Origin of the sequence: Microbacterium allomyrinae, from assembly GCF_020682705.1 — a bacterium.
GTDB classification, from domain to species: domain Bacteria; phylum Actinomycetota; class Actinomycetes; order Actinomycetales; family Microbacteriaceae; genus Microbacterium; species Microbacterium allomyrinae.
On the sequence record NZ_JAGTTN010000002.1, the window covers coordinates 551,933 to 571,240 of the forward strand.

23 protein-coding genes and 2 tRNA genes are annotated in these 19,308 nt (G+C 68.0%); 12 read left to right on the top strand and 13 right to left on the bottom strand.

Annotation, left to right across the window (positions count from 1 at the left end):
* Nucleotide 1: 1 nt before the first annotated feature.
* Genes KEC57_RS08985 through KEC57_RS08995 form a run of 3 tightly spaced genes read left to right on the top strand, consistent with a single transcriptional unit; the run spans nucleotide 2 to nucleotide 3,317 of the window.
* Nucleotides 2-1,105, top strand: a complete 1,104-nt coding sequence (locus tag KEC57_RS08985; RefSeq protein ID WP_229384217.1) for a mechanosensitive ion channel family protein — start codon at nucleotides 2-4, stop codon at nucleotides 1,103-1,105.
* Entirely contained in the window at nucleotides 1,102-1,611 is a 510-nt protein-coding gene (locus KEC57_RS08990) for a globin (RefSeq protein ID WP_229384218.1), read from the top strand. Before KEC57_RS08985 ends, KEC57_RS08990 begins: the two co-directional genes overlap by 4 nt.
* Nucleotides 1,612-1,646: 35 nt before the next feature.
* Nucleotides 1,647-3,317 (top strand): FAD-binding dehydrogenase, encoded by a 1,671-nt coding sequence (locus KEC57_RS08995; RefSeq protein WP_229384219.1) that lies wholly within the window; start codon nucleotides 1,647-1,649, stop codon nucleotides 3,315-3,317.
* 55 nt (nucleotides 3,318-3,372) lie between these two features.
* Here KEC57_RS08995 and KEC57_RS09000 read toward each other — a convergent pair whose 3' ends face one another.
* Entirely contained in the window at nucleotides 3,373-4,053 is a 681-nt protein-coding gene (locus tag KEC57_RS09000; RefSeq protein ID WP_229384220.1) for a DUF8185 domain-containing protein, read from the bottom strand.
* A gap of 100 nt (nucleotides 4,054-4,153) precedes the next feature.
* Here KEC57_RS09000 and KEC57_RS09005 point away from each other — a divergent pair, with 100 nt between their 5' ends.
* On the top strand, nucleotides 4,154-5,002 hold the full coding sequence (locus tag KEC57_RS09005; RefSeq protein WP_229384425.1) for an acyl-CoA thioesterase: 849 nt from the start codon (nucleotides 4,154-4,156) through the stop codon (nucleotides 5,000-5,002).
* A gap of 13 nt (nucleotides 5,003-5,015) precedes the next feature.
* Here KEC57_RS09005 and KEC57_RS09010 read toward each other — a convergent pair whose 3' ends face one another.
* From KEC57_RS09010 to ssb, 4 genes are all read right to left on the bottom strand, one after another.
* A complete protein-coding gene (locus tag KEC57_RS09010; protein WP_229384221.1) occupies nucleotides 5,016-5,537 on the bottom strand; it encodes an acyl-CoA thioesterase in 522 nt (173 codons plus the stop codon).
* Entirely contained in the window at nucleotides 5,530-7,209 is a 1,680-nt protein-coding gene (gene ettA / locus KEC57_RS09015; RefSeq protein ID WP_229384222.1) for an energy-dependent translational throttle protein EttA, read from the bottom strand. Before ettA ends, KEC57_RS09010 begins: the two co-directional genes overlap by 8 nt.
* A 104-nt stretch (nucleotides 7,210-7,313) precedes the next feature.
* On the bottom strand, nucleotides 7,314-7,769 hold the full coding sequence (locus KEC57_RS09020) for a DUF6993 domain-containing protein (protein WP_229384223.1): 456 nt from the start codon (nucleotides 7,767-7,769) through the stop codon (nucleotides 7,314-7,316).
* Between the two features lie 109 nt (nucleotides 7,770-7,878).
* Nucleotides 7,879-8,475: a single-stranded DNA-binding protein gene (gene ssb / locus KEC57_RS09025; protein WP_229384224.1), complete on the bottom strand. Its 597-nt coding sequence runs from the start codon at nucleotides 8,473-8,475 to the stop codon at nucleotides 7,879-7,881.
* Nucleotides 8,476-8,705: 230 nt separating this feature from the next.
* Here ssb and KEC57_RS09030 point away from each other — a divergent pair, with 230 nt between their 5' ends.
* The gene (locus KEC57_RS09030; protein ID WP_229384225.1) at nucleotides 8,706-8,969 is read left to right on the top strand and encodes a hypothetical protein; all 264 of its coding nucleotides are present in this window, start codon (nucleotides 8,706-8,708) and stop codon (nucleotides 8,967-8,969) included.
* A 7-nt stretch (nucleotides 8,970-8,976) separates the two neighbouring features.
* Here the strand turns inward: KEC57_RS09030 and yczR are convergent, their stop codons facing one another.
* The gene (gene yczR, locus KEC57_RS09035; RefSeq protein WP_229384227.1) at nucleotides 8,977-10,401 is read right to left on the bottom strand and encodes a MocR-like transcription factor YczR; all 1,425 of its coding nucleotides are present in this window, start codon (nucleotides 10,399-10,401) and stop codon (nucleotides 8,977-8,979) included.
* Nucleotides 10,402-10,463: 62 nt separating this feature from the next.
* On the opposite strand from yczR, the gene yczE reads away from it, so the two are divergent.
* Nucleotides 10,464-11,102: a membrane protein YczE gene (gene yczE, locus KEC57_RS09040; RefSeq protein ID WP_229384228.1), complete on the top strand. Its 639-nt coding sequence runs from the start codon at nucleotides 10,464-10,466 to the stop codon at nucleotides 11,100-11,102.
* 41 nt (nucleotides 11,103-11,143) lie between these two features.
* Here the strand turns inward: yczE and KEC57_RS09045 are convergent, their stop codons facing one another.
* A complete protein-coding gene (locus KEC57_RS09045) occupies nucleotides 11,144-11,356 on the bottom strand; it encodes a methyltransferase (protein WP_229384229.1) in 213 nt (70 codons plus the stop codon).
* Nucleotides 11,357-11,463: 107 nt separating this feature from the next.
* On the opposite strand from KEC57_RS09045, the gene KEC57_RS09050 reads away from it, so the two are divergent.
* The 6 genes from KEC57_RS09050 (at nucleotide 11,464) to KEC57_RS09075 (ending at nucleotide 13,534) form a co-directional block, all read left to right on the top strand.
* Nucleotides 11,464-11,536 (top strand) — tRNA-Arg (locus tag KEC57_RS09050).
* A 59-nt stretch (nucleotides 11,537-11,595) separates the two neighbouring features.
* On the top strand, nucleotides 11,596-12,222 hold the full coding sequence (gene orn, locus KEC57_RS09055; RefSeq protein ID WP_229384230.1) for an oligoribonuclease: 627 nt from the start codon (nucleotides 11,596-11,598) through the stop codon (nucleotides 12,220-12,222).
* A 37-nt stretch (nucleotides 12,223-12,259) separates the two neighbouring features.
* Nucleotides 12,260-12,335, top strand: a tRNA-His gene (locus tag KEC57_RS09060).
* Nucleotides 12,336-12,399: 64 nt separating this feature from the next.
* Nucleotides 12,400-12,741, top strand: coding sequence for a metallopeptidase family protein (locus KEC57_RS09065; RefSeq protein WP_229384232.1), 342 nt, complete (start codon nucleotides 12,400-12,402; stop codon nucleotides 12,739-12,741).
* Nucleotides 12,732-13,043 (top strand): ATP-dependent Clp protease adapter ClpS, encoded by a 312-nt coding sequence (gene clpS / locus KEC57_RS09070; RefSeq protein ID WP_229384234.1) that lies wholly within the window; start codon nucleotides 12,732-12,734, stop codon nucleotides 13,041-13,043. The genes KEC57_RS09065 and clpS overlap by 10 nt, the downstream gene beginning before the upstream one ends.
* A complete protein-coding gene (locus KEC57_RS09075) occupies nucleotides 13,040-13,534 on the top strand; it encodes a DUF2017 family protein (RefSeq protein WP_443676989.1) in 495 nt (164 codons plus the stop codon). The genes clpS and KEC57_RS09075 overlap by 4 nt, the downstream gene beginning before the upstream one ends.
* A gap of 46 nt (nucleotides 13,535-13,580) precedes the next feature.
* Here the strand turns inward: KEC57_RS09075 and KEC57_RS09080 are convergent, their stop codons facing one another.
* The 6 genes from KEC57_RS09080 to gatC form a co-directional block, all read right to left on the bottom strand.
* Nucleotides 13,581-14,186, bottom strand: a complete 606-nt coding sequence (locus tag KEC57_RS09080) for a nucleoside/nucleotide kinase family protein (RefSeq protein ID WP_308187588.1) — start codon at nucleotides 14,184-14,186, stop codon at nucleotides 13,581-13,583.
* Nucleotides 14,149-14,469: a hypothetical protein gene (locus KEC57_RS09085; RefSeq protein WP_229384237.1), complete on the bottom strand. Its 321-nt coding sequence runs from the start codon at nucleotides 14,467-14,469 to the stop codon at nucleotides 14,149-14,151. The genes KEC57_RS09080 and KEC57_RS09085 overlap by 38 nt, the downstream gene beginning before the upstream one ends.
* Before the next feature lie 60 nt (nucleotides 14,470-14,529).
* Nucleotides 14,530-15,795, bottom strand: coding sequence for a DNA polymerase IV (dinB, locus tag KEC57_RS09090; RefSeq protein ID WP_229384242.1), 1,266 nt, complete (start codon nucleotides 15,793-15,795; stop codon nucleotides 14,530-14,532).
* A 115-nt stretch (nucleotides 15,796-15,910) separates the two neighbouring features.
* Nucleotides 15,911-17,425 carry an Asp-tRNA(Asn)/Glu-tRNA(Gln) amidotransferase subunit GatB gene (gene gatB / locus KEC57_RS09095; protein WP_229384243.1) on the bottom strand — a complete coding sequence of 505 codons (1,515 nt, stop codon included), beginning with the start codon at nucleotides 17,423-17,425 and terminating at the stop codon, nucleotides 15,911-15,913.
* Nucleotides 17,425-18,945 (bottom strand): Asp-tRNA(Asn)/Glu-tRNA(Gln) amidotransferase subunit GatA, encoded by a 1,521-nt coding sequence (gene gatA / locus KEC57_RS09100; RefSeq protein WP_229384244.1) that lies wholly within the window; start codon nucleotides 18,943-18,945, stop codon nucleotides 17,425-17,427. Before gatA ends, gatB begins: the two co-directional genes overlap by 1 nt.
* A gap of 11 nt (nucleotides 18,946-18,956) precedes the next feature.
* Nucleotides 18,957-19,256, bottom strand: a complete 300-nt coding sequence (gatC, locus tag KEC57_RS09105) for an Asp-tRNA(Asn)/Glu-tRNA(Gln) amidotransferase subunit GatC (RefSeq protein WP_229384245.1) — start codon at nucleotides 19,254-19,256, stop codon at nucleotides 18,957-18,959.
* Nucleotides 19,257-19,308 lie beyond the last annotated feature (52 nt).

A 19,308-nucleotide genomic window follows, 5' to 3' on the forward strand; every position in this document is an offset into this window, starting at 1 on the left:
GATGATCCCCTTCGGCACGACAGACCCGGCCACGACCGCAGACCCCACGATCTGGGAGCAGATCCTCGACTTCTTCGTGAGGGCCGGCTGGAACGTGCTCACGATCGTCGGCATCCTCGTCGGCGCGTTCGTGCTCGTCTGGATTCTGCGCGTCGTGATCCGTCGTGTGGTGACGCGCATCGTGAACGGCGCCAAGTCCAAGGCCAATGTCGATGACACCCAGGCTCTCGAGCGGTCACCGCTGGCCTCGGTGCGCCTCGTGCAGCGCACGCGGACGCTCGGCTCGATCCTGCAGAACATCGTCAACGTCACCATCGTGATCATCTCGATGCTGCTGATCGTGAACGTCTTCGCTCCGAACGCGCTCGGATCCCTCACGCTCCTGACGGCCGCGATCGGCGCCGGCCTCGGTTTCGGTGCGCAGAACATCGTCAAGGACGTGCTGAACGGCATCTTCATCGTCGCCGAGGATCAGGTCGGCATCGGCGACGTCGTCGACCTCGGCCTCGCGTCGGGGGTCGTGGAGTACGTGAGCGTGCGCGTCACGCACGTGCGCGACGTCAACGGCACCCTCTGGTACGTCCGCAACGGCGAGGTCACCCGGATCGGAAACCTCTCGCAGGGCTGGTCGCGCGTGATCCTCGATCTCGCAGTCTCGGCCGATTCCGACATCGACCTCGTCGAGAGCACGCTCCTGGACACCGCGAAGGCGCTGGCGAAGGACCCGAAGTGGCGCACGCGCATCCTGGAACAGCCGGAGGTGTGGGGCCTGGAGTCGATCTCGGGCGACGCACTCGTCATCCGGCTCGTGATGAAGACCAGGGCGAACGCCAAGGATGACGTGGCGCGGGAACTGCGCATGCGCATCAAGCACGCGATCGACGAACTCGGCATCGCGCTTCCCTCCCTTACGGCGGTCATGCCCACCGGGCTCGAGGGAGCGCTGCGCGTCAAGGGTGCGAACCCGCCGAAGACGAAGCCTCATCCGGTCGCGACCGCGGTGACGGACCGACCCGTCTGGAAGCCGAAGCGCACCTCGAAGTCGAAGCCGCACACCCCTGAGGACGGCGCGGCTCCGTCCGGCAGCGAAGAAGGACAGCCATGACGGATGCGGCTCCCACCAGCTTCTACGAGGAGGTCGGCGGACACGCCACCTTCGTGAGGCTCGTCGACACCTTCTACCGCGGCGTCGCCGATGACGAGGTGCTGCGACCGATGTACCCCGAAGAGGACCTCGGTCCGGCCAAGGTTCGGCTGTCGATGTTCCTCGAGCAGTACTGGGGCGGCCCCACCACCTACAGCGAGCAGCGCGGACACCCCCGGCTCCGGCTGCGGCATGCGCCGTTCCACGTCAACCCCGACGCACGCGACCGCTGGCTCGCACACATGCGCGTCGCGGTGGACGAACTCGAACTGCCTCCGCTGCACGAGGCGACGCTGTGGGACTACCTCCAGCGCGCGGCGCACGCGATGCTGAACACGTTCGAGCCCTCCGGCATCGGACCGGCCGCCGAGGGCCGGGATGCGGCATCCGGATCCGGCTCTTCGAAGCCGGGAGCACCGCGGTCGTCGCTCCCTCTCACTGTCGAGCCGGTCGCCGACGGCGACTGACCCGCATCCTGTCCGCCGCCGACGAAGGAGTCGACATGCCCGCTGGACCCACCACCCACACCACCGATGTGCTCATCATCGGCTGGGGCCTCGCAGGGCTCGTCGCCGCTGCCGAGGCCGTGAGCGCCGGCAAGCGCGTGACGATCGTCGATCAGGAAGCTCGCTCGAATCTGGGCGGACAGGCCTGGTGGTCGTTCGGAGGCCTCTTCTTCATCGACTCACCCGAGCAGCGCCGGCTCGGGATCAAGGACTCCCTCGAGCTCGCGCGGCAGGACTGGTTCGGAAACGCCGCGTTCGACCGCGCCGAGGATCTCTGGCCGCGACGCTGGGCAGAGGCCTACCTGCAGTTCGCCCACGAGGAGAAGAGATCGTGGTTGCGTCAACGGGGCGTCGGATTCTTCCCGATCGTCGGCTGGGCCGAGCGTGGCGGATACACCGCGATCGGCCCCGGGAACTCCGTCCCGCGCTTCCACATCACGTGGGGCACCGGCCCCGGGCTCGTCGCACCCTTCCAGGCGGCCGTCGAAGCGGGCGAAAGTGCCGGACGGGTCACGATCCTCCCCCGGCACAAGGTGACTGCGTTGACCACGGGCGCCGGCGCCGTCACCGGCGCGGAGGGCGATGTCCTCGCTCCCTCGGGAGCCGCTCGCGGAATGGCGACGTCGCGAGAGGTCGTGAGCGGGTTCTCCATCAGCGCCGGTGCGACGATCGTGGCGTCGGGCGGCATCGGCGGCAACCACGACCTGGTCCGCCGGTGGTGGCCCGAGCGCCTCGGCACACCCCCCGCCACGATGCTGACAGGCGTTCCCGCGTATGTCGACGGGTCCATGCAGGCAGTGACCGAAGCCACAGGCGCACGCCTGATCAACGGCGACCGGATGTGGCACTACGTCGAAGGCGTCCAGAACTGGGATCCGGTATGGCCCGATCATGGGATCCGCATCCTGCCCGGACCGTCGTCGGTCTGGCTGGATGCCACCGGCACCCGGCTGCCGGTACCGCTGTTCCCCGGTTTCGACACGCTCGGCACCCTCGCATACCTGCGTTCCACCGGTCACGATCACTCCTGGTTCGTCTTGTCGCAGAAGATCATCGAGAAGGAGTTCACGCTCTCGGGCAGTGAGCAGAACCCCGACCTCACCGGCCGGGATGTGCGGCTGCTCGCGAAGTCGCGGCTCGGCAAGGGGGCATCCGAGCCCGTCCAGGCGTTCATGGACCACGGCGCCGACTTCGTCGTGCGCGATACGCTCGACGAACTCATTGCGGGAATGAAGGCCCTTCCGGGCGGAGACGTGCTCGACGCGGACCGCGTGCGGCTGGAGGTCGAGTCGCGCGATCGCGAGATCGACAACGACTTCACGAAGGACGCGCAGATCGCGATGCTGCGGTCCGCGCGAGCATTCCGCGGAGACCGGTTGATTCGGACGGCGAGTCCGCACCGCATCCTCGACCCGGGTTCCGGACCGCTCATCGCGGTGAAGCTCCACGTCCTGACGCGCAAGTCGCTCGGCGGAATCGAGACCGATCTTTCGGCCCGCGCCCTCGGGGCGAACGGCGAACCCGTCCCCGGGCTCTATGCCGCAGGGGAGGCCAGCGGCTTCGGCGGCGGCGGCGTGCACGGCTACCGCGCGCTCGAGGGCACCTTCGTCGGCGGATGCCTCTTCTCGGGCCGCACGGCCGGACGCGCTGCTGCGGCGGCGATCTGACACGCGCAGCTGCGGTGGCGTTCGGGAGCGCGCAGTGGCCCGTTCCGCACTGTTCTCAGCCGTTACCGGTCGTGCCGGTGCGCCGCACCGCGGTCAGCCCGGTGGCCACCGGACCGCGCACGATCACGTGTCCGCGCTGCAGGCTGATGCGCGTCCACGGTCCGCTCACGAGCACTCGCGCGGTCTCTCCCCCGTTGATGAAGCCCATGCTCAAGGCGGCGAAGGCGACGCCGAGAGGAAGGCCACCGAGTTCATCGTCCGGCGCACCCCAGACCGACGCCCGGACGGCGCGCACCGCGTCCTCGCCGGCATCCGTCGGAACGGCGTCGGCGACGCGCGCGATCCCGCCCTGCGCCTTCGCAGCGAGCACCGACGCTTCGATACCGTCGCGAAGGGCCCAGCCCTCGCGTGGCGGAGCGATGCCCGCCCAGGCCGGAGACAGCGCGGTGTCGGGCAGCAGCACTGCGGTCGCGTCATCGGCGATCGCGGAAAGCGCGGATGCCTCGACGACCAGATCGCAGACGAGCTCAGGGTCGGCGGCGAGCGTGCGCAGGGCGAGCACCGTGGGTGTCGGATCGCCGAACCCCCGGGGCGCCAGCGCCGCCGCTGTCATCGCGAGAAGGCCCCCCGATGCCTGCAGCCGCACCCCTTCGGTGGTGAACCGCGCCGCCCTGCTCGCGAAGGTGAGGGCGTCGGCGGCGGACTGAGGATCGGAGAAGAGCAGGCGCGGTGACATCGCCCCTAAGCTACCAAGCGGAACGACGGGCGGCTGACGCCCCGAGAGGAGCGCCGTGAACGATGCCGAGCTGATCGCCGAGTCCGATCCGGTCGCCTCGATGCTCGCGGTGCTCGATCTGAGCGGTTCGGATGCCCGCACCACCGAGGACATCTTCACCGGGGTCTCCCAGTCGATGCCTCTCGGCCGCGTCTACGGCGGGCAGGTTCTCGCCCAGTCCATCGTCGCGGCGGAGCGGACGATTCCCCAGGGGCGCATCGTCCATTCCATGCACGGGTACTTCCTGCGCCCGGGCGACTCCGCGAAGGGCATCACCTTCTCGGTGGATCGCATCCACGATGGCCGGTCGTTCTCGACCCGCCGTACGCAGGCGTACCAGGAGGGCGTCCCGATCTTCTCGATGATCGCGTCGTTCCAGGACGAGGATCCGGGGCTCGAGCATCAGGCTGCGATGCCCGAGGGCCTGCCTGCACCCGATGAGCTGCCCGACATCGAGGCGCACCTGAAGGGCCTCCACCCGATGTCGAAGCGTCTGTTCACCGATCGTCCCGTCGATCTCCGGCATGTTCCGTCGCCGATCTACGTGACGGTCGACGGCGAGCGGGTGCCTCGTCAAGCGGTGTGGATGCGCGTGCGGCGGCCGATCTCCGATGAGCCGGCGATCCATCGCGCTGCGCTCGCCTACCTCAGCGACCTCACCATTCAGGAGTCGATACTTCGCGCCCATGGTGTGGCGTGGGCCACACGCGGGCTCAAGGTCGCAAGCCTCGATCATGCGATGTGGTGGCACCGTCCCGGGCGCGTGGACGAATGGATGCTGTACGTCCAGGAGTCGCCGAGCGCCCGTGGCGGTCGCGGACTAGCGACCGGACGGATCTTCACCGCGGACGGCGTGCTGCTGGCGAGCGTCGCTCAAGAGATCATGGTCCGCGTTCCTGACGAGGCGTGACCGGCAGTGTGATTCAGCGGCGGTGCGGATACTCGATCGGCGGACCGACGAACGGCTCCCAGGCTGCGCGCTCTTCGGGTGTCAGGCGCAGCGGGCGGCCGCTCGTCGCATCTACTTTGACGACGACGGTCGTCGCACGAGCGTAGAGCGTCTGACTCGGTGCGGCGGTCTCGACCGGACTGAGGACCTCGTAGCAGACCTCGATGCTCGATCCCCCGAGCTTGCCGAACCACATCTGGATGTCGAGCGGATGGCGCTGGTAGGGCACGGGTGCGAGGTACTCGATCTCCTGGCGCGCGATGAGCGTCAGCACGCCGCTGAGGATGCTCGAGTCCAGCACCGCGGTCGGGGGTGCGTCCTCACCCGGTTCAGGGATCCAGAATGCCCTCACCCGCGCCTCTTCGAGAAGCTTGAGCATCGATGTGTTGTTGACGTGGTTGAACGCGTCGAGATCCCCCCATCGCACCGGGATGGGGATGTGAAGGCGGCGGCCCTCCGCTGTCGGGACGGCCGCCGTCTCGCTGAGATCAGTCACGCGTGAGCTTGCGATAGGCCGAGCGGTGAGGCTTGGCGGCATCGGGACCGAGGCGCGCGATCTTGTTCTCTTCGTACGCTTCGAAGTTTCCCTCGAACCAGTACCACTGGTCGGGCTTGTCGTCGGTGCCCTCGTAGGCGAGGATGTGCGTCGCGATGCGGTCGAGGAACCACCGGTCGTGCGTGATGACCACTGCGCAGCCGGGGAACTCGAGCAGAGCGTTCTCGAGCGACTGCAGCGTCTCGACATCCAGGTCGTTCGTCGGCTCGTCGAGCAGGAGCAGGTTGCCGCCCTCTTTGAGCGTCAGCGCGAGGTTGAGTCGGTTGCGCTCACCACCCGAGAGCACGCCGGCCTTCTTCTGCTGGTCCGGCCCCTTGAAGCCGAACTTCGACACGTAAGCGCGCGACGGGATCTCGATCTTGCCGACCGTGATGATGTCGAGGCCGTCGGAGACGACCTCCCACAGCGTCTTGTTCGGGTCGATGTTCGAGCGGGACTGGTCGACGTAGCTGATCTTGACCGTCTCGCCGACCTTCAGATCGCCGCCGTCGAGCGGTTCGAGACCGACGATCGTCTTGAACAGCGTGGTCTTGCCGACACCGTTCGGGCCGATGACGCCGACGATGCCGTTGGGCGGGAGCGTGAAGCTGAGTCCGTTGATGAGCGAACGACCGTCGAAGCCCTTCTGCAGCTTCTTCGCCTCGATCACGATGCCACCCAGGCGCGGCCCCGGCGGGATCTGGATCTCATCGAAATCGAGCCTGCGCGTGCGGTCGGCTTCGGCTGCCATCTCCTCGTAGCGCGCCAGACGGGCCTTCGACTTGACCTGACGGCCCTTCGCGTTCGAGCGGACCCACTCGAGTTCGTCGGCGAGCCGCTTGGCCAGCTTCGCGTCCTTCTTGCCCTGGACCGCAAGACGCTCGGCCTTCTTCTCGAGGTAGGTCGAGTAGTTGCCCTCATAGCCGATGAGACGGCCGCGATCGACTTCGGCGATCCATTCGGCGACGTTGTCGAGGAAGTACCGGTCGTGGGTGATGGCGATGACGGCGCCGGGGTACTTCTGCAGGTGCTGCTCGAGCCACAGCACGCTTTCGGCGTCGAGGTGGTTCGTCGGCTCATCGAGGAGCAGGAGGTCGGGCTTCTGGAGGAGAAGCTTGGTGAGCGCCACGCGACGCTTCTCACCGCCTGACAGCGGCGCGATCTGCGCGTCGCCGGGCGGGGTGCGCAGCGCATCCATCGCCTGCTCGAGCTGCGAGTCGAGGTCCCAGGCGTCTGCCGCGTCGATCTCTTCCTGCAGCGTGCCCATCTCTGCCAGGAGTGCGTCGAAATCGGCGTCGGGGTCGGCCATGAGCGCCGAGATCTCGTTGAAGCGGTCGAGCTTCGCCTTGATCGCGATGCCGTCCTGGATGTTCTCCAGCACCGTCTTGGATTCGTCGAGAACGGGCTCCTGCATCAGGATCCCGACGGTGAATCCGGGGCTCAGCTTCGCCTCGCCGTTGGATGGGGTGTCCAGACCGGCCATGATCTTCAGGATCGTCGACTTACCGGCACCGTTCGGACCGACCATGCCGATCTTGGCGCCCGGAAGGAACGCCATCGTGACGTCGTCGAGGATCAGCTTTTCTCCGACAGCCTTGCGGGCTCGGACCATCGAGTAGATGTACTCAGCCATGCGGTTTTCTGCTCTCCTTGGACTTCAGACGTCAGCGTCCCAGCCTACCGGCCGCCGGGCGGGCGGTGCCGCCCTGCGATCGTGGGCGCACGGGCGCCGCGAGCTCACCAGTCGATAGGTCTGGTGGACCCGACCAGGCAGTTGCCCTCGGCGAGCGCGGGGACGACGATCGTCGCCGGTTCTCCGGTCGCCGGACCGACCTGGCCCACGAGGCATTCTTCGCCCCAGCGCACCGAGAAAAGTATGCTCTCGGCCGCGTTTCCGACCGTCGACAGATCGTTCGTCACCTGCATCGCGGCTTTGTCGAAGCCGGCCGAGACGAGCGCGTCGATGTAGGCGCGCCCCGCCGTCCGCTCTTCAGTGGCCCACACCGCAGCGGTGACCGAGGTGAAGAGAGGAAGGTTGTCGCTCGCCGTCCCATCGGGCACCAGAATGGGCGCGACGGGAGCCGGTGCCGTCGCAGACGGCACCGGCTCTGCCGGCGTCGTCGTCGTACCGGTCGTGGACGGACCGGGCGCCGGGATCGTGCAGCCTGCCAGCAGAAGCGCGGCGAGGATCACGGCACTCAATCCCACGGCACGGGCGGAAAAGCCGCTCCGGTGCGTGGCGGAACGCGGGTCTCGGGGCACCCAGCGAGTCTAAGGCTCCTCATCCCGGCGATACGCCTCGCTAGAACGGCGTCTCGACGTCTACGCGCTCCCGGATCTCCGCATCGGAGGCTTCCCCCGCATCGGTGACCGCGGTCCCCGTCTGCAAGCTCGCATCGTGCCCTTGCGGAGACGAAGCGATTTCGTCCGTGCCGGAGGGATCCGTGATCACCGCGTTCGCGTGGTCGACCCCCGGTGCGGCCCAGGCGCCATCGGAGTCGTCTGCTCTCCAGGAACCGGCGTCCTCCTGGACGCGTGGCGTGCGCTCGTTCTTCGTGTACGTCGTCGTGCCCCAGAGGAGATCGTGGCCGATCGCATCCGCGTCGACGTCGATCGAGACTCCGCGCTTGTCGCCGCTCTCCCACGGGGTGAGTCGCAGACGGCCGGTCAAGAGGACACGTTCACCCTTGCGCAAAGAGCGAAAGGCATGGTCTGCGAGCCCACGATAGGTCGACACCGTGTAGTAGTTCGTTGCCGTATCTCCCCAGACGCCGGTGACCGGGTCCCGGCGCCTCTTGCTGCTGGCGATGCGGAAGGTGGTGATAGCCATTCCAGCCGGTGTGCGCTTGCACTCCGGATGCGTCGCCACATTCCCGACGATCGTGATCCTGTCGCTCATTTCGCTTTCCTCTCTTCCGCCCCGGAGTCTCTCCCCGGTCCGCCGGCGTCTGCGTGCCCGGCAGACGCCGGCGGTGCATCCACGATGACGCGATGCGCGGCCGACCGCAGAGGCCGACGGTGCAGCTGGGGACGCTCCGCTCGCGGCACGCGTTGGGGAGGAGGCTCGAAAACGACGCGATCGAGCGAGATGTCAGAGGTCGTACATATCTTCGAAGAAGGAGGTCTTCGATGGAAACCACGATCCGAGGCGAAGCGCTCGACCCGCCTGTCATCGCTGCGGGTGTACCGATCCGCCTCTCAGCGGCAGCGCCGTCGCTGTGGCGGGTGATCGACGCCACCGGACGGGTGATCGGGCACCTTCAGGCCCTCTCCTTCGGCGACGGCATCCGCTATCGTGCGCGTCGGTTCCAGTCGGCGACGCGCGCCTTCCTCGATCTGGGCGACTTCTGGAACGCCGATGACGCGATCGAGTGTCTCCGCTTCGTGCGGTGACGCACGCTCAGACCACCGCGCCGACCTGGTCGACGATCGACGATGGGGCTCCCGCCCTCACATCGCGCCACGACTGGGCGAGAAGGTGCACGGCGCGCACCAGCGATTCCGGTGGCGCGGTGAACGGCAACCGCAGGTGCCGGTCATGTCCACCCTCGATAGAGAAGCGAGGTCCGGCGCTCAACAGCACTCCGCGGGTGCGCACATCCATGACCAGCCCCGCGCTCAACGCGGCGTCCAGGCCGATCCACATCGACACCCCACCGCTCACCGCAGGAATCCGCCATTCGGGGAGGTGCTCGGCGAGGGCAGAGGTGAGGGCGTCCCGCCCGCCGCGCAGGAAGTCCGAGCGCTGTGCCACGATCTCATCGAATCTGCCCAGCACGCGCGTCGCGACCGCCTGTTCGAACTCCGGCGTTCCGAGGTCGTGCGCGGGACGGGCCGCGACGAGCCGGCGAATCAGATCCCCCTCTGCGCGCACCCAGCCCACTCTGAGTCCTCCCCAGACGGTCTTGCCGAGCGAACCGATCCGCACCACGCTGCCCGGCTCCGAGCCCGCGAAGGCTGCAGGGACCGAACCGCGATCGATGTCGAGATCGCCTGTCGTCTCGTCGAGCACGAGTACCGAGCCGGCGCGCTCGCCGGCACGCAGCATGACGTCGCGCTCAAGCGAGGTCATCGACCGTCCCGTCGGGTTCTGGAAATCGGGCATGAGATACGCCATGACGGGAAGCGTGCGAGCGAACGCCTGCTCGGCGCGATCCAGATCCCACCCGTCCTGCGTCGTCACCGGAACCCCGACGGGGCGCGCGCCCGCGCGGCGGAGGGCATCCACCGCATGGGGATAGGTCGGCGTCTCGACGAGGACCCGATCACCTCGCCCGAGCAGCACGGACGACACGAGGTGAATCGCGCTCTGCGCGCCGGTGGTCACCAGTACCTCGTTGGGCGTCGTCGGGATCCCGCGGAGCTCATAGCGTTCGGCGATCGCCTCCCGCAGCTCGATCCTGCCGAGCACGTCGTATCCGACGCGGGCAACGAGCATCGAGGCGGTGCCGGCCACCTCGGCCATCACCCCGGCGAGTCCTGGCCACGCAGGCGGGCTCGCCTGCTGAAGGTCGATCATGCCGTCCTCGGGCGTCGTGCGCCCGGGATCGTTCCGGCCGAGGGGCAGGGTGACACTGCCCGATCCGCGCAGGCTGGAGATGTGCCCGGTATCGCGCAGACTCCGATATCCGGCGGCAACAGTACTCCGGCTCAGGTGCAGGGCGGTGGCGAGCTCCCGCTCCGCGGGGAGTGCGGTCCGCGGCGCGAGCCGGTTGTCGAGACAGAGCAGTCGGATGCCGTCGGCCAGCGCCTCATACGCCGGCTCACGCGTGCGCCAGCCGCCGAGCGCGGCGGCGAGGGCTCGAGCAGAGATGCGTGAATCCATGGGGGCCACAATAGCCGCATTGGACTGTTGGCTTCGATCCAATCGTGGGATTGGATCTGAGTATGCCCCGTCGCGTCATCCAACTGCTCCTCGGCCTGTTCCTCTACGGCGCCGGTTGCGCCCTCACGGTCGAAGCCGGTCTCGGAGTCGATCCGTGGACCGTCTTCGCACAGGGCCTCTCGGTGCGCACAGGGATCGGAATCGGATGGATCACGAACATCGTGGGCTTCTTCGTCCTGCTGCTATGGATCCCGCTCCGTCAGAAGCCGGGCATCGGGACGGTGGCGAACATCCTGCTCGTCGGCACGAGCATGCAAGTCGTGCTGTGGATCGTGCCACCCGTGTCGGGAATGTTCGCGCAGTTCGCCGTGCTGCTCACCGGCATTCTGGTGGTGGCGATCGCGTCCGGTCTCTACATCGGCGCTCATTTCGGGCCCGGACCGCGCGACGGACTGATGACGGGATTGAACGCGCGTCTGGGCTGGCCCATCTGGGCGTGCCGGGTGCTCGTCGAACTATCGGTGCTCCTCGTCGGTTGGCTGCTCGGCGGCACCGTCGGAATCGGCACCGTGCTGTTCGCGCTGCTGATCGGGCCGCTCGTGCACGTCGCGCTTCCGCTGCTGGACACGGATCGGCCAATCGCCAAGGCCGCCCGACGTGTCGAGTCGGTGGGCACGTCCGAGCGAGGCGATGCCCGCTGACGGCGGAGCCGTGATGCGTGCCGTCGTCAGCGCCGCGTGTCTCAGTGCTCGCGGAACATCGGCCAATCGCTACCCGGCGACATATGCGCGTGGAGTGCGCTCTTCGCGATCTCCATCGTCGGATAGGTGCCCGTGACGGCGTCTGCACCCGCCATCGTGACGGTGTAGCCGTCGTCGTCCTTGCGGATGCTTCCGACGACTCCGCCGCCTCCGTAGGCGACCCAGAGCGGGTGGTGCGTCTGCGTGGTGCTCATGGTGAACTCCTTTCGATGCCTCCGCTGCAGACGCTACGCCGCGGAGCCTCCACGCGCCACCGTCCGTCACGGCGTGGCGTGACCGGCTAATCTGGTTGCTCACCCTTCCCTCCGTAGCTCAGGGGACAGAGCGAGCGGTTTCTACCCGCAAGGTCGGGGGTTCGAATCCTCCCGGAGGGGCACTGGGCTCGGCCGCGCCGCCGAGCCCCGCGTCTGGGGACGTCAATAGGATGGAGCGCATGGTGGGTTCAGCTGAGAACGACCGCTTGGTCTGGATCGACTGCGAGATGACCGGGCTCGACCTCGAGGTCGACGAACTGGTCGAGATCGCTGTGGTGGTGACCGACTTCGAACTGCGTCCTCTGGACGCGGGATTCCACGTCGTGATCAAGCCGGATGCATCCGCGCTCGAGCATATGAACGAGTTCGTCACCAATATGCACCGCTCCTCGGGTCTTCTCGACGAGATCCCGGCCGGCATCACGGTGGCCGACGCGGAGTTCCAGGTGCTCGAGTACATCCAGCGCTTCGTTCCCTTGCAGGGCAAGGCCCCACTGGCGGGGAACACGATCGGCACCGACCGCATGTTCCTCGCGAAGTACATGCCGCGCGTGGACCGCTGGCTGCACTACCGCAACGTCGACGTCTCGAGCATCAAGGAACTCTCACGGCGCTGGTATCCGCGCGCCTACATCCACGCCCCCGCGAAAGACGGCGGCCACCGTGCCCTGGCCGACATCATCGAATCGATCCGAGAGCTCGCGTACTACCGTCAGGCGGTCTTCGTCCCCGAGCCCGGGCCGACGAGCGACGGTGCCCGCGCGGCCGCTGCCGCCGCCGTGTCGTCGTTTGCCCCAGAGGTGTGAGAGAATCTTCTGGTTGCCCGCTGATGCGGGAGACATGGTGGGTATAGCTCAGTTGGTAGAGCGCGGCCTTGTGGTGGCCGATGTCGCGGGTTCGAGCCCCGTTACTCACCCCAAATATGTGTGGTCCGGCGCAGTTCGTGCGCCCGGGCTCCGCGATTCCGAGGCATCATGATGGAGATGGATGCCGCGACTTTCGAACAGCTTGTGATCGATGAGCTGGATGCACTCCCCGATGACATGGTGGAGGGTCTCGACAACGTCGTCTTCGTGGTCGAAGACCGTCCCGAGGACGGCAGCCTCGACCTTCTCGGTCTCTACGACGGCTGGGCTCTGACCGAACGCGAGCGTTACGGCATCGGCGAACTGCCAGACCGCATCATCGTCTACCGTGAACCCCACCTCGCCGTCTGCGAGGACGATGGCGAACTCCGCGACGAGGTCCACACGACCCTCGTCCACGAGATCGCGCACTTCTACGGCATCGATGACGACCGCCTCCACGAACTGGGATGGGCGTGATGATGACGCCTCTGGCTGCACCCGGTGTGGACGAGGAGATCGACCTCCAGCGGCGCGTCGACCCCGAGAGATCGTGGCAGACCGTCGTGTGGGACGATCCCGTCAATCTCATGAGCTACGTCACGCACGTCTTCCGGGAGTACTTCGGATTCCCCCGGCCCGAGGCCGAGCGTCTCATGCTCGCCGTCCATCACCACGGGCATGCGGTCGTCGCCGAAGGCGCTCGCGAGCAGATGGAGCTGCACACGCAGGCGATGCATGACTACGGGCTCTGGGCGACGGTCAGGCAGGCACCCCAGTGACGCCCCGGCGGACCGTCGCGATGGAGATCACCCGCCTCGAAGCAGCGCACCTCGCCGGCCTCGTCGAGCAGTTCGCCGAGCTCGTGCGTGATTCCGAACCCGACGATGGCGACCCCGCCATCGGTCGATTGCTCCCGTCGGCGTATGCCGACGAGGAAGCAGCTCGCGAATTCCGTGCGCTCACCGCGTCGGACCTGCTCGATCGGCGGCTGGCGGACGCCGCGGTCGTTCAGGAGTCGCTCGGAGACGCCGCGACGACCCCGGACGACCTTGCGGATCCGGCGTTCCTGGAGACCGTCGAGATCCGGCTGGATCCCCCGACGGCGCATGCATGGCTGCGGACGATCGCTGCGATCCGGCTGGTGCTCGCCATGCGCCTGGGCATCGTCGAGGCCGAAGATCACGACTCGGACGACCCGCGGTTCGGCATCTACGACTGGCTCGGCTACCGCCTCGACGGTCTCGTCGGTGCGCTCGACGCCGAGAGCTGACCGCGTCGCACGGCCGCGCTGCCCGGGACCGCCGCGCCCTTCGTTGTCAGGGGATGTGGAAGACGTGGGTGGCGAGTCGCATCGGCGTGTCGCGCTCGAGATGACGCTGCTCCTGCCGGGCCCATCGATCCCAGTGCGGGCGGTACGCGGCCCCGTCGCGGGTGAGCGCACGATTCTTGCGGGATGGCATTGGCGACTCGAGCCACACGCGCACGTCGCCGAGCTTCGATGTCGCCGCCGTCAGCAGGCCCGCACCCTCGACGACGAGCGGCAGCGACGGATCGACTGCATGCGATTCGGCCGGAGCGCCGACTTCCCAATCCCACCGCTCCCACACCCCGACGACGCCGCGGGCGTGCGGAACGAGGATCTGCTCGCGGGCGAGACTCACGCCCTCGTCCAGACCGTCCCAGCCCGGGTAGATCGAGTCCAGAGCGACGAGCTGCACGCGCCCCGCGAGCGGCCATCGCGCCACGAGTACGCGCGCGAGCGAGGTCTTGCCGGCGCCGCTCTGACCATCGACGAGCACGACGGGATTGGATGCGGCAACCTGCGTGACCGCAGAGATCAGGCGCGTCGCCGCCGTCTCCAGCGATATCGCGACGGGATCGGAGCTACTTCTTGAGGACGCGGATGACACGGCTGAGCGCACGACCGGCGATGAAGACGAACGGGATCGCCACGGCCAGCAGCGCCACGATGTTCGGCTCGAAACGCAGGTCGTCGCCGCGGCGGATGTAGGCGCCGAGCGGAATCGCGTAGCCGCCTCCGCCTCCGCCGCCGTTGCCGGATTCGTCGGAGCCTCCTCCGAACCCGGTCCACGTCAACGCGACCGGGATGAGACGGACGCCATCGACGTCCTGCTGCTCGCCGTAGGCGCTCTTGACGCCGAAGGACGCGGACTGCTTGCCGAGTTCGAGTGCGATGTTGGGCATGGGTCAACGCTAGCGTCCGCGCGACCGGCTGCCCAGCATGATCCGCGTTCGCGGCCTCGCTCAGCCCTGGTCGAGGCGGGGTGCGGGTTGATGCGACGGCAGCGTGCCACCGCCGCGCGCATTGCCGATGTGGGTCGCGCGAGTCACGGCGCCTCGCCCGAACTTCGCCACCGCACCGTCGAGCGCATCTTCGATGCGACGCCACTCCTCGTCGTCGTCCCACAGCGCCGGCGCGGAAGTGCCGGATGGTCGCAATCGCTCGGCTCGCACCCCGATCAGCCGCACCGGAAGCCGGCGGTCGACCGCTGAGAACAGTTCGTGCGCAGCGACGCCGATCCGCTGTCCGACCGCCGTCGGCTCGGCGAGCGTCTGGGACCGTGAGATCGTCGTGAAGTCGGCGAAGCGGACCTTGATCGCGATCGTCGTCGCCTCCCACCCGCCCGCGCGCAGGCGCGCGCCGACACGATCCGCGAGCCTGCGCAGTTCGGATCGGAGGATGGCGGCATCCGAGACGTCGTCATGAAATGTCTCTTCGTGCCCGATGCTCTTCTCGACGCGATGCGTGTCGACGACGCGGGGGTCGATGCCGCGCACGAGGTGCCATACCCGGTCCCCCATGGCCGCACCCAGGGCTCGATCGAGCATGTCGCGCGGGGCGTCGAGGACGTCGGAGACGGTGCGGATGCCGCGTGCCTCGAGGGCTTCGGACGCCTTCGGGCCGACGCCCCAGAGAGCGCGCACGGATCGTGGCGCGAGGAATGCGGCGGTCTCGGCCTCGGGAACGATGAGGAGGCCGTCGGGCTTGCTGATCGTCGACGCCATTTTCGCGACGTGTTTCGTCGCCGCTCCCCCGACGCTGCAGGTCAGTCCTGTCTCGTCGGACACGCGCTCCCGCAGCATGCGGGCGATGGTGCCGGGGCTCCCCCACAGCCGCCTCGCGCCTCGCACGTCGAGGAACGCCTCATCGATCGACAGCGGCTCGACCAGAGGCGTCACGTCGCGGAAGATCCCCATCACCTGGGCGGACAGCGCGAGATACCGGTCGAAGTGGGGCCGCACGACGATGGCGGTCGGGCACAGCCTGAGTGCCTGCCCGACGGGCATCGCCGACCGCACACCGAAACGGCGCGCCTCGTATGAGGCGCTCGAGACGACGGAGCGACTCTCCGGTGCGCCCACCACGATCGGCTTGCCACGCAGAGACGGATCGTCGAGTTGCTCGACGGACGCGTAGAACGCATCCATGTCGACATGCAGGATGCCGGCACCGGTGTCGTCGGAACCCGCCGGTGAGACGACCCGACCGGTTCCATCGCCGCGGCCCATGCGTCCATTCTCTTCTGTAGCACCGACACTCGAGTCGGCGAACAAGAACCGGTGGGCGAGAGACAGGATTCTCCGGTCTCTCGCCCACCAGCTACGCTCCCGTGAGGCGCGTCGCCTACTGCGCCGCGCGCTCCAGGACGAGTTCGCGCACGCGGGCGGCGTCAGCCTGGCCCTTCATCGCCTTCATGACCGCACCGATGACGGCACCGGCGGCCTGCACCTTGCCGTCGCGGATCTTCGCGAGCACGTCCGGCTGCGACGCGAGCGCATCGTCGATCGCTGCGATGAGTGCGCCGTCATCCGACACGACCGCGAGGCCGCGCGCATCGACGACCTCCTGCGGTGTGCCTTCGCCGGCGGCGACGCCCTCGAGCACCTGGCGCGCGAGCTTGTCGTTGAGCGCTCCCGAGTCCACGAGTGCCTGCAGGGCGGCGACGTCAGCCGCGGTGGCGAGATCCGATGCCTCGCGTCCCTGTGCGTTCGCGATGCGGGTGAGTTCACCAGTCCACCACTTGCGCGCGGACGCGGGCGCCGCGCCGGCCGCGACCGTCGCTTCGACCTCGGCGAGCAGACCGCCGTTGACCACATCCTGGAACTCGAGGTCGGTGAAGCCCCAGTCCGCTTTGAGCCGTCGGCGACGGATCGCCGGGGGCTCAGGGAGCGCGGCGCGAAGCTCGTCGATAAGTTCCTGCGGAGGTGCGACGGGAAGCAGGTCGGGCTCGGGGAAGTAGCGGTAGTCGTCGGCGTCCGACTTCGGACGACCGGGCGAGGTGGTGCCGGTGTCCTCGTGCCAGTGGCGGGTCTCCTGGATGATGGTGCCTCCGGCGGCAAGGATCACCGCCTGTCGCTGGATCTCGTACCGCACGGCGCGCTCGACGGACCGCATCGAGTTCACGTTCTTCGTCTCGGTGCGCGTGCCCAGCTTCTCTTGACCGCGCGGCCGGAGCGAGACGTTCGCGTCGCAGCGGAGGTTGCCGCGTTCCATGCGGGCCTCGGAGATGCCGAGCGAGAGCACGATGTCGCGGATCGCCTGAACGTATGCCTTGGCGATCTCGGGCGCCCGGTGCTCGGCGCCGAAGATGGGGCGCGTCACGATCTCCACCAGCGGGACGCCCGCACGGTTGTAGTCGACGAGCGAGTACTCGGCACCCTGGATGCGACCGGTCGAGCCGCCGACGTGCGTCAGCTTGCCGGCATCCTCCTCCATGTGGGCCCGCTCGATCGGCACGGTGATGAGCGTGCCGTCGGTGAGCTCGATCTCGACCTCGCCGTCGAACGCGATGGGCTCGTCGTACTGCGAGATCTGGTAATTCTTGCCGAGGTCCGGGTAGAAGTAGTTCTTGCGCGCGAACCGGCTCGACGGAGCGATCGAGCACCCCAGCGCAAGACCGAGGCTGATCGAGTAGCGGACGGCCGTCTCGTTGACCACCGGCAATGAGCCCGGAAGACCCATGTCGACGGGGGCGACCAGCGTGTTCGGCCCGGCACCGTGATTCGACTCATGAGCCGGGTTACCCGCAGCCGAGAACATCTTCGTCTCGGTGTTCAACTCGACATGCACCTCGAACCCGAGCACGGGCTCGAACAGCTCGAGAGCCTTGTCGAAGTCCATCAGCTTGTCCTTCGCCATCAGCGGGATCCTCCGTTCGAGCCGAGCACCGGCGCCCTGTCGAGGAGCGGACCGCCCCAGGAGTCCACCAGCAGTGCTTCCAGCGCCGCTCCGACGCGGTAGAGGCGTGCATCCTCGTGAGCGGGGGCGAGGAACTGGATGCCGACGGGCAGTCCGTCCTCGGCCGCGAGACCCGAGGGGATCGAGATGCCCGGAACCCCGGCGAGGTTCGCCGGGATGGTCGTCACGTCGTTGAGATACATCTGCAGCGGATCGTCGATCTTCTCGCCGAGCTTGAACGCGGTCGTCGGGGCGGACGGGGTCGCGATGACGTCCACCGACGCGAAGGCCGCGTCGAAGTCGCGCTGGATGAGCGTGCGGACCTTCTGCGCCGAACCGTAGTACGCGTCGTAGTAGCCGGCCGACAGCGCGTACGTGCCGAGGATGATGCGTCGCTTCACCTCATCGCCGAACCCCGCGTCGCGCGTGGCGGCCATGACGTCCTCCACGGTCCCCCCGGGAACGTCGACGCGGAGCCCGAAACGCACTGAGTCGAACTTGGCCAGGTTGCTGGATGCCTCGGCCGGGAGGATCAGGTAGTAGGCGGCGACGCCGTACTCGAAGTGCGGAGCGCTGATCTCGACGATCTCGGCCCCCTGCGCCTCCATCGCCGCCAGTGCCGCCCGGAACGACTCCGACACACCGGCCTGGAAGCCGCTGTCGGGAAGCTCCTTGATGACACCGATCCTCAGTCCCTTGAGCACCTCGCCGGAGGCGCCTTCGCGCGCTGCGGCCGCGAAGGAGGGCCAGGCGTGCGCGAGCGACGTGGAGTCATTGATGTCGTGGCCGCCGATCACGTCGTGCAGCAGGCCCGAGTCGAGCACGGTGCGCGTGACGGGTCCGACCTGGTCGAGCGAGGATGCCAGCGCGATGGCGCCGTAACGGCTCACGCCGCCATAGGTCGGCTTGAGCCCGACGGTCCCGGTGACGTGGGCCGGCTGACGGATGGAGCCGCCGGTGTCGGAGCCGAGCGCAAGAGGGGCCTCGAACGAGGCGACGGCCGCCGCCGAGCCGCCGCCGGAGCCACCCGGGATGCGGTCGAGATCCCACGGATTGCGCGTCGGGCCGTATGCGGAGTGCTCCGTGGAGGAGCCCATCGCGAACTCGTCCATGTTGGTCTTACCGAGCGGCACGAGTCCGGCGGCGCGCGCACGCGCGACCACCGTCGCGTCGTATGGCGACATGTAACCCTCGAGGATCTTGGATCCACTGGTCGAGGGCATGTCGGTGGTCACCAGCACGTCCTTGATCGCGAGCGGGACACCCGCGAGAGCGCCCAGGCTCTCGCCCGCGGCGCGGCGGCGATCGATGTCGGACGCGACCTCGAGGGCGTGGTCGCTCACATGGAGGAAGGCATGGATGTCGCCGTCGACCGCAGAGATTCGGTCGAGGTGCGCCTGGGTCGCCTCGACGCTGGAGACATCGCCTGCGGAGAGCTTCTCGGCGAGCGCAGCGGCGCTCAGCCTTGTCAGATCGGTCACGGAAGGGGCCCTTACTGCTCTTCGCCGAGGATCGCGGTCACGCGGAAACGTCCGTCCGCCGCATCAGGTGCATTCTGGAGCACCTGCGCGGGCGTCAACTGCTCGCCCGCGACGTCGGGGCGGAAGATGTTCTGCATCGCGATCGGGTGACTCGTCGCAGGCACCTCCGCAGTGGCGACTTCGGAGACCTTGGCGATGTTGTCGACGATCGCGTCGAGTTGGCCGGTGAGGCGCTCGACCTCCTCGTCGCTCAGCTGGATCCTGGCGAGCACACCGAGATGGCGCACGAGATCGGGGGTGATTTCTGACACTCAGACATTCTACTGGCGCGGCGAGGAACGCCTCCGGCGCTCGGCGTAGGCT

Excerpts from the sequence above, each read along its gene's own strand:
- ssb (WP_229384224.1), bottom strand. The coding sequence starts at position 8,475 with ATGAGCGACAGGATCACGATCGTCGGGAATGTGGCGACGCATCCGGAG.
- ettA (WP_229384222.1), bottom strand. The coding sequence starts at position 7,209 with ATGGCTGAGTACATCTACTCGATGGTCCGAGCCCGCAAGGCTGTCGGA.
- dinB (WP_229384242.1), bottom strand. The coding sequence starts at position 15,795 with ATGGGCCGCGGCGATGGAACCGGTCGGGTCGTCTCACCGGCGGGTTCC.
- KEC57_RS09005 (WP_229384425.1), top strand. The coding sequence starts at position 4,154 with ATGCTCGCGGTGCTCGATCTGAGCGGTTCGGATGCCCGCACCACCGAG.
- KEC57_RS08990 (WP_229384218.1), top strand. The coding sequence starts at position 1,102 with ATGACGGATGCGGCTCCCACCAGCTTCTACGAGGAGGTCGGCGGACAC.
- KEC57_RS09085 (WP_229384237.1), bottom strand. The coding sequence starts at position 14,469 with ATGCCCAACATCGCACTCGAACTCGGCAAGCAGTCCGCGTCCTTCGGC.
- yczE (WP_229384228.1), top strand. The coding sequence starts at position 10,464 with ATGCCCCGTCGCGTCATCCAACTGCTCCTCGGCCTGTTCCTCTACGGC.
- orn (WP_229384230.1), top strand. The coding sequence starts at position 11,596 with ATGGTGGGTTCAGCTGAGAACGACCGCTTGGTCTGGATCGACTGCGAG.
- yczR (WP_229384227.1), bottom strand. The coding sequence starts at position 10,401 with ATGGATTCACGCATCTCTGCTCGAGCCCTCGCCGCCGCGCTCGGCGGC.
- KEC57_RS08985 (WP_229384217.1), top strand. The coding sequence starts at position 2 with ATGATCCCCTTCGGCACGACAGACCCGGCCACGACCGCAGACCCCACG.
- KEC57_RS09000 (WP_229384220.1), bottom strand. The coding sequence starts at position 4,053 with ATGTCACCGCGCCTGCTCTTCTCCGATCCTCAGTCCGCCGCCGACGCC.
- KEC57_RS09030 (WP_229384225.1), top strand. The coding sequence starts at position 8,706 with ATGGAAACCACGATCCGAGGCGAAGCGCTCGACCCGCCTGTCATCGCT.
- KEC57_RS09045 (WP_229384229.1), bottom strand. The coding sequence starts at position 11,356 with ATGAGCACCACGCAGACGCACCACCCGCTCTGGGTCGCCTACGGAGGC.
- KEC57_RS09065 (WP_229384232.1), top strand. The coding sequence starts at position 12,400 with ATGGATGCCGCGACTTTCGAACAGCTTGTGATCGATGAGCTGGATGCA.
- clpS (WP_229384234.1), top strand. The coding sequence starts at position 12,732 with ATGGGCGTGATGATGACGCCTCTGGCTGCACCCGGTGTGGACGAGGAG.
- gatB (WP_229384243.1), bottom strand. The coding sequence starts at position 17,425 with ATGGCGAAGGACAAGCTGATGGACTTCGACAAGGCTCTCGAGCTGTTC.
- KEC57_RS08995 (WP_229384219.1), top strand. The coding sequence starts at position 1,647 with ATGCCCGCTGGACCCACCACCCACACCACCGATGTGCTCATCATCGGC.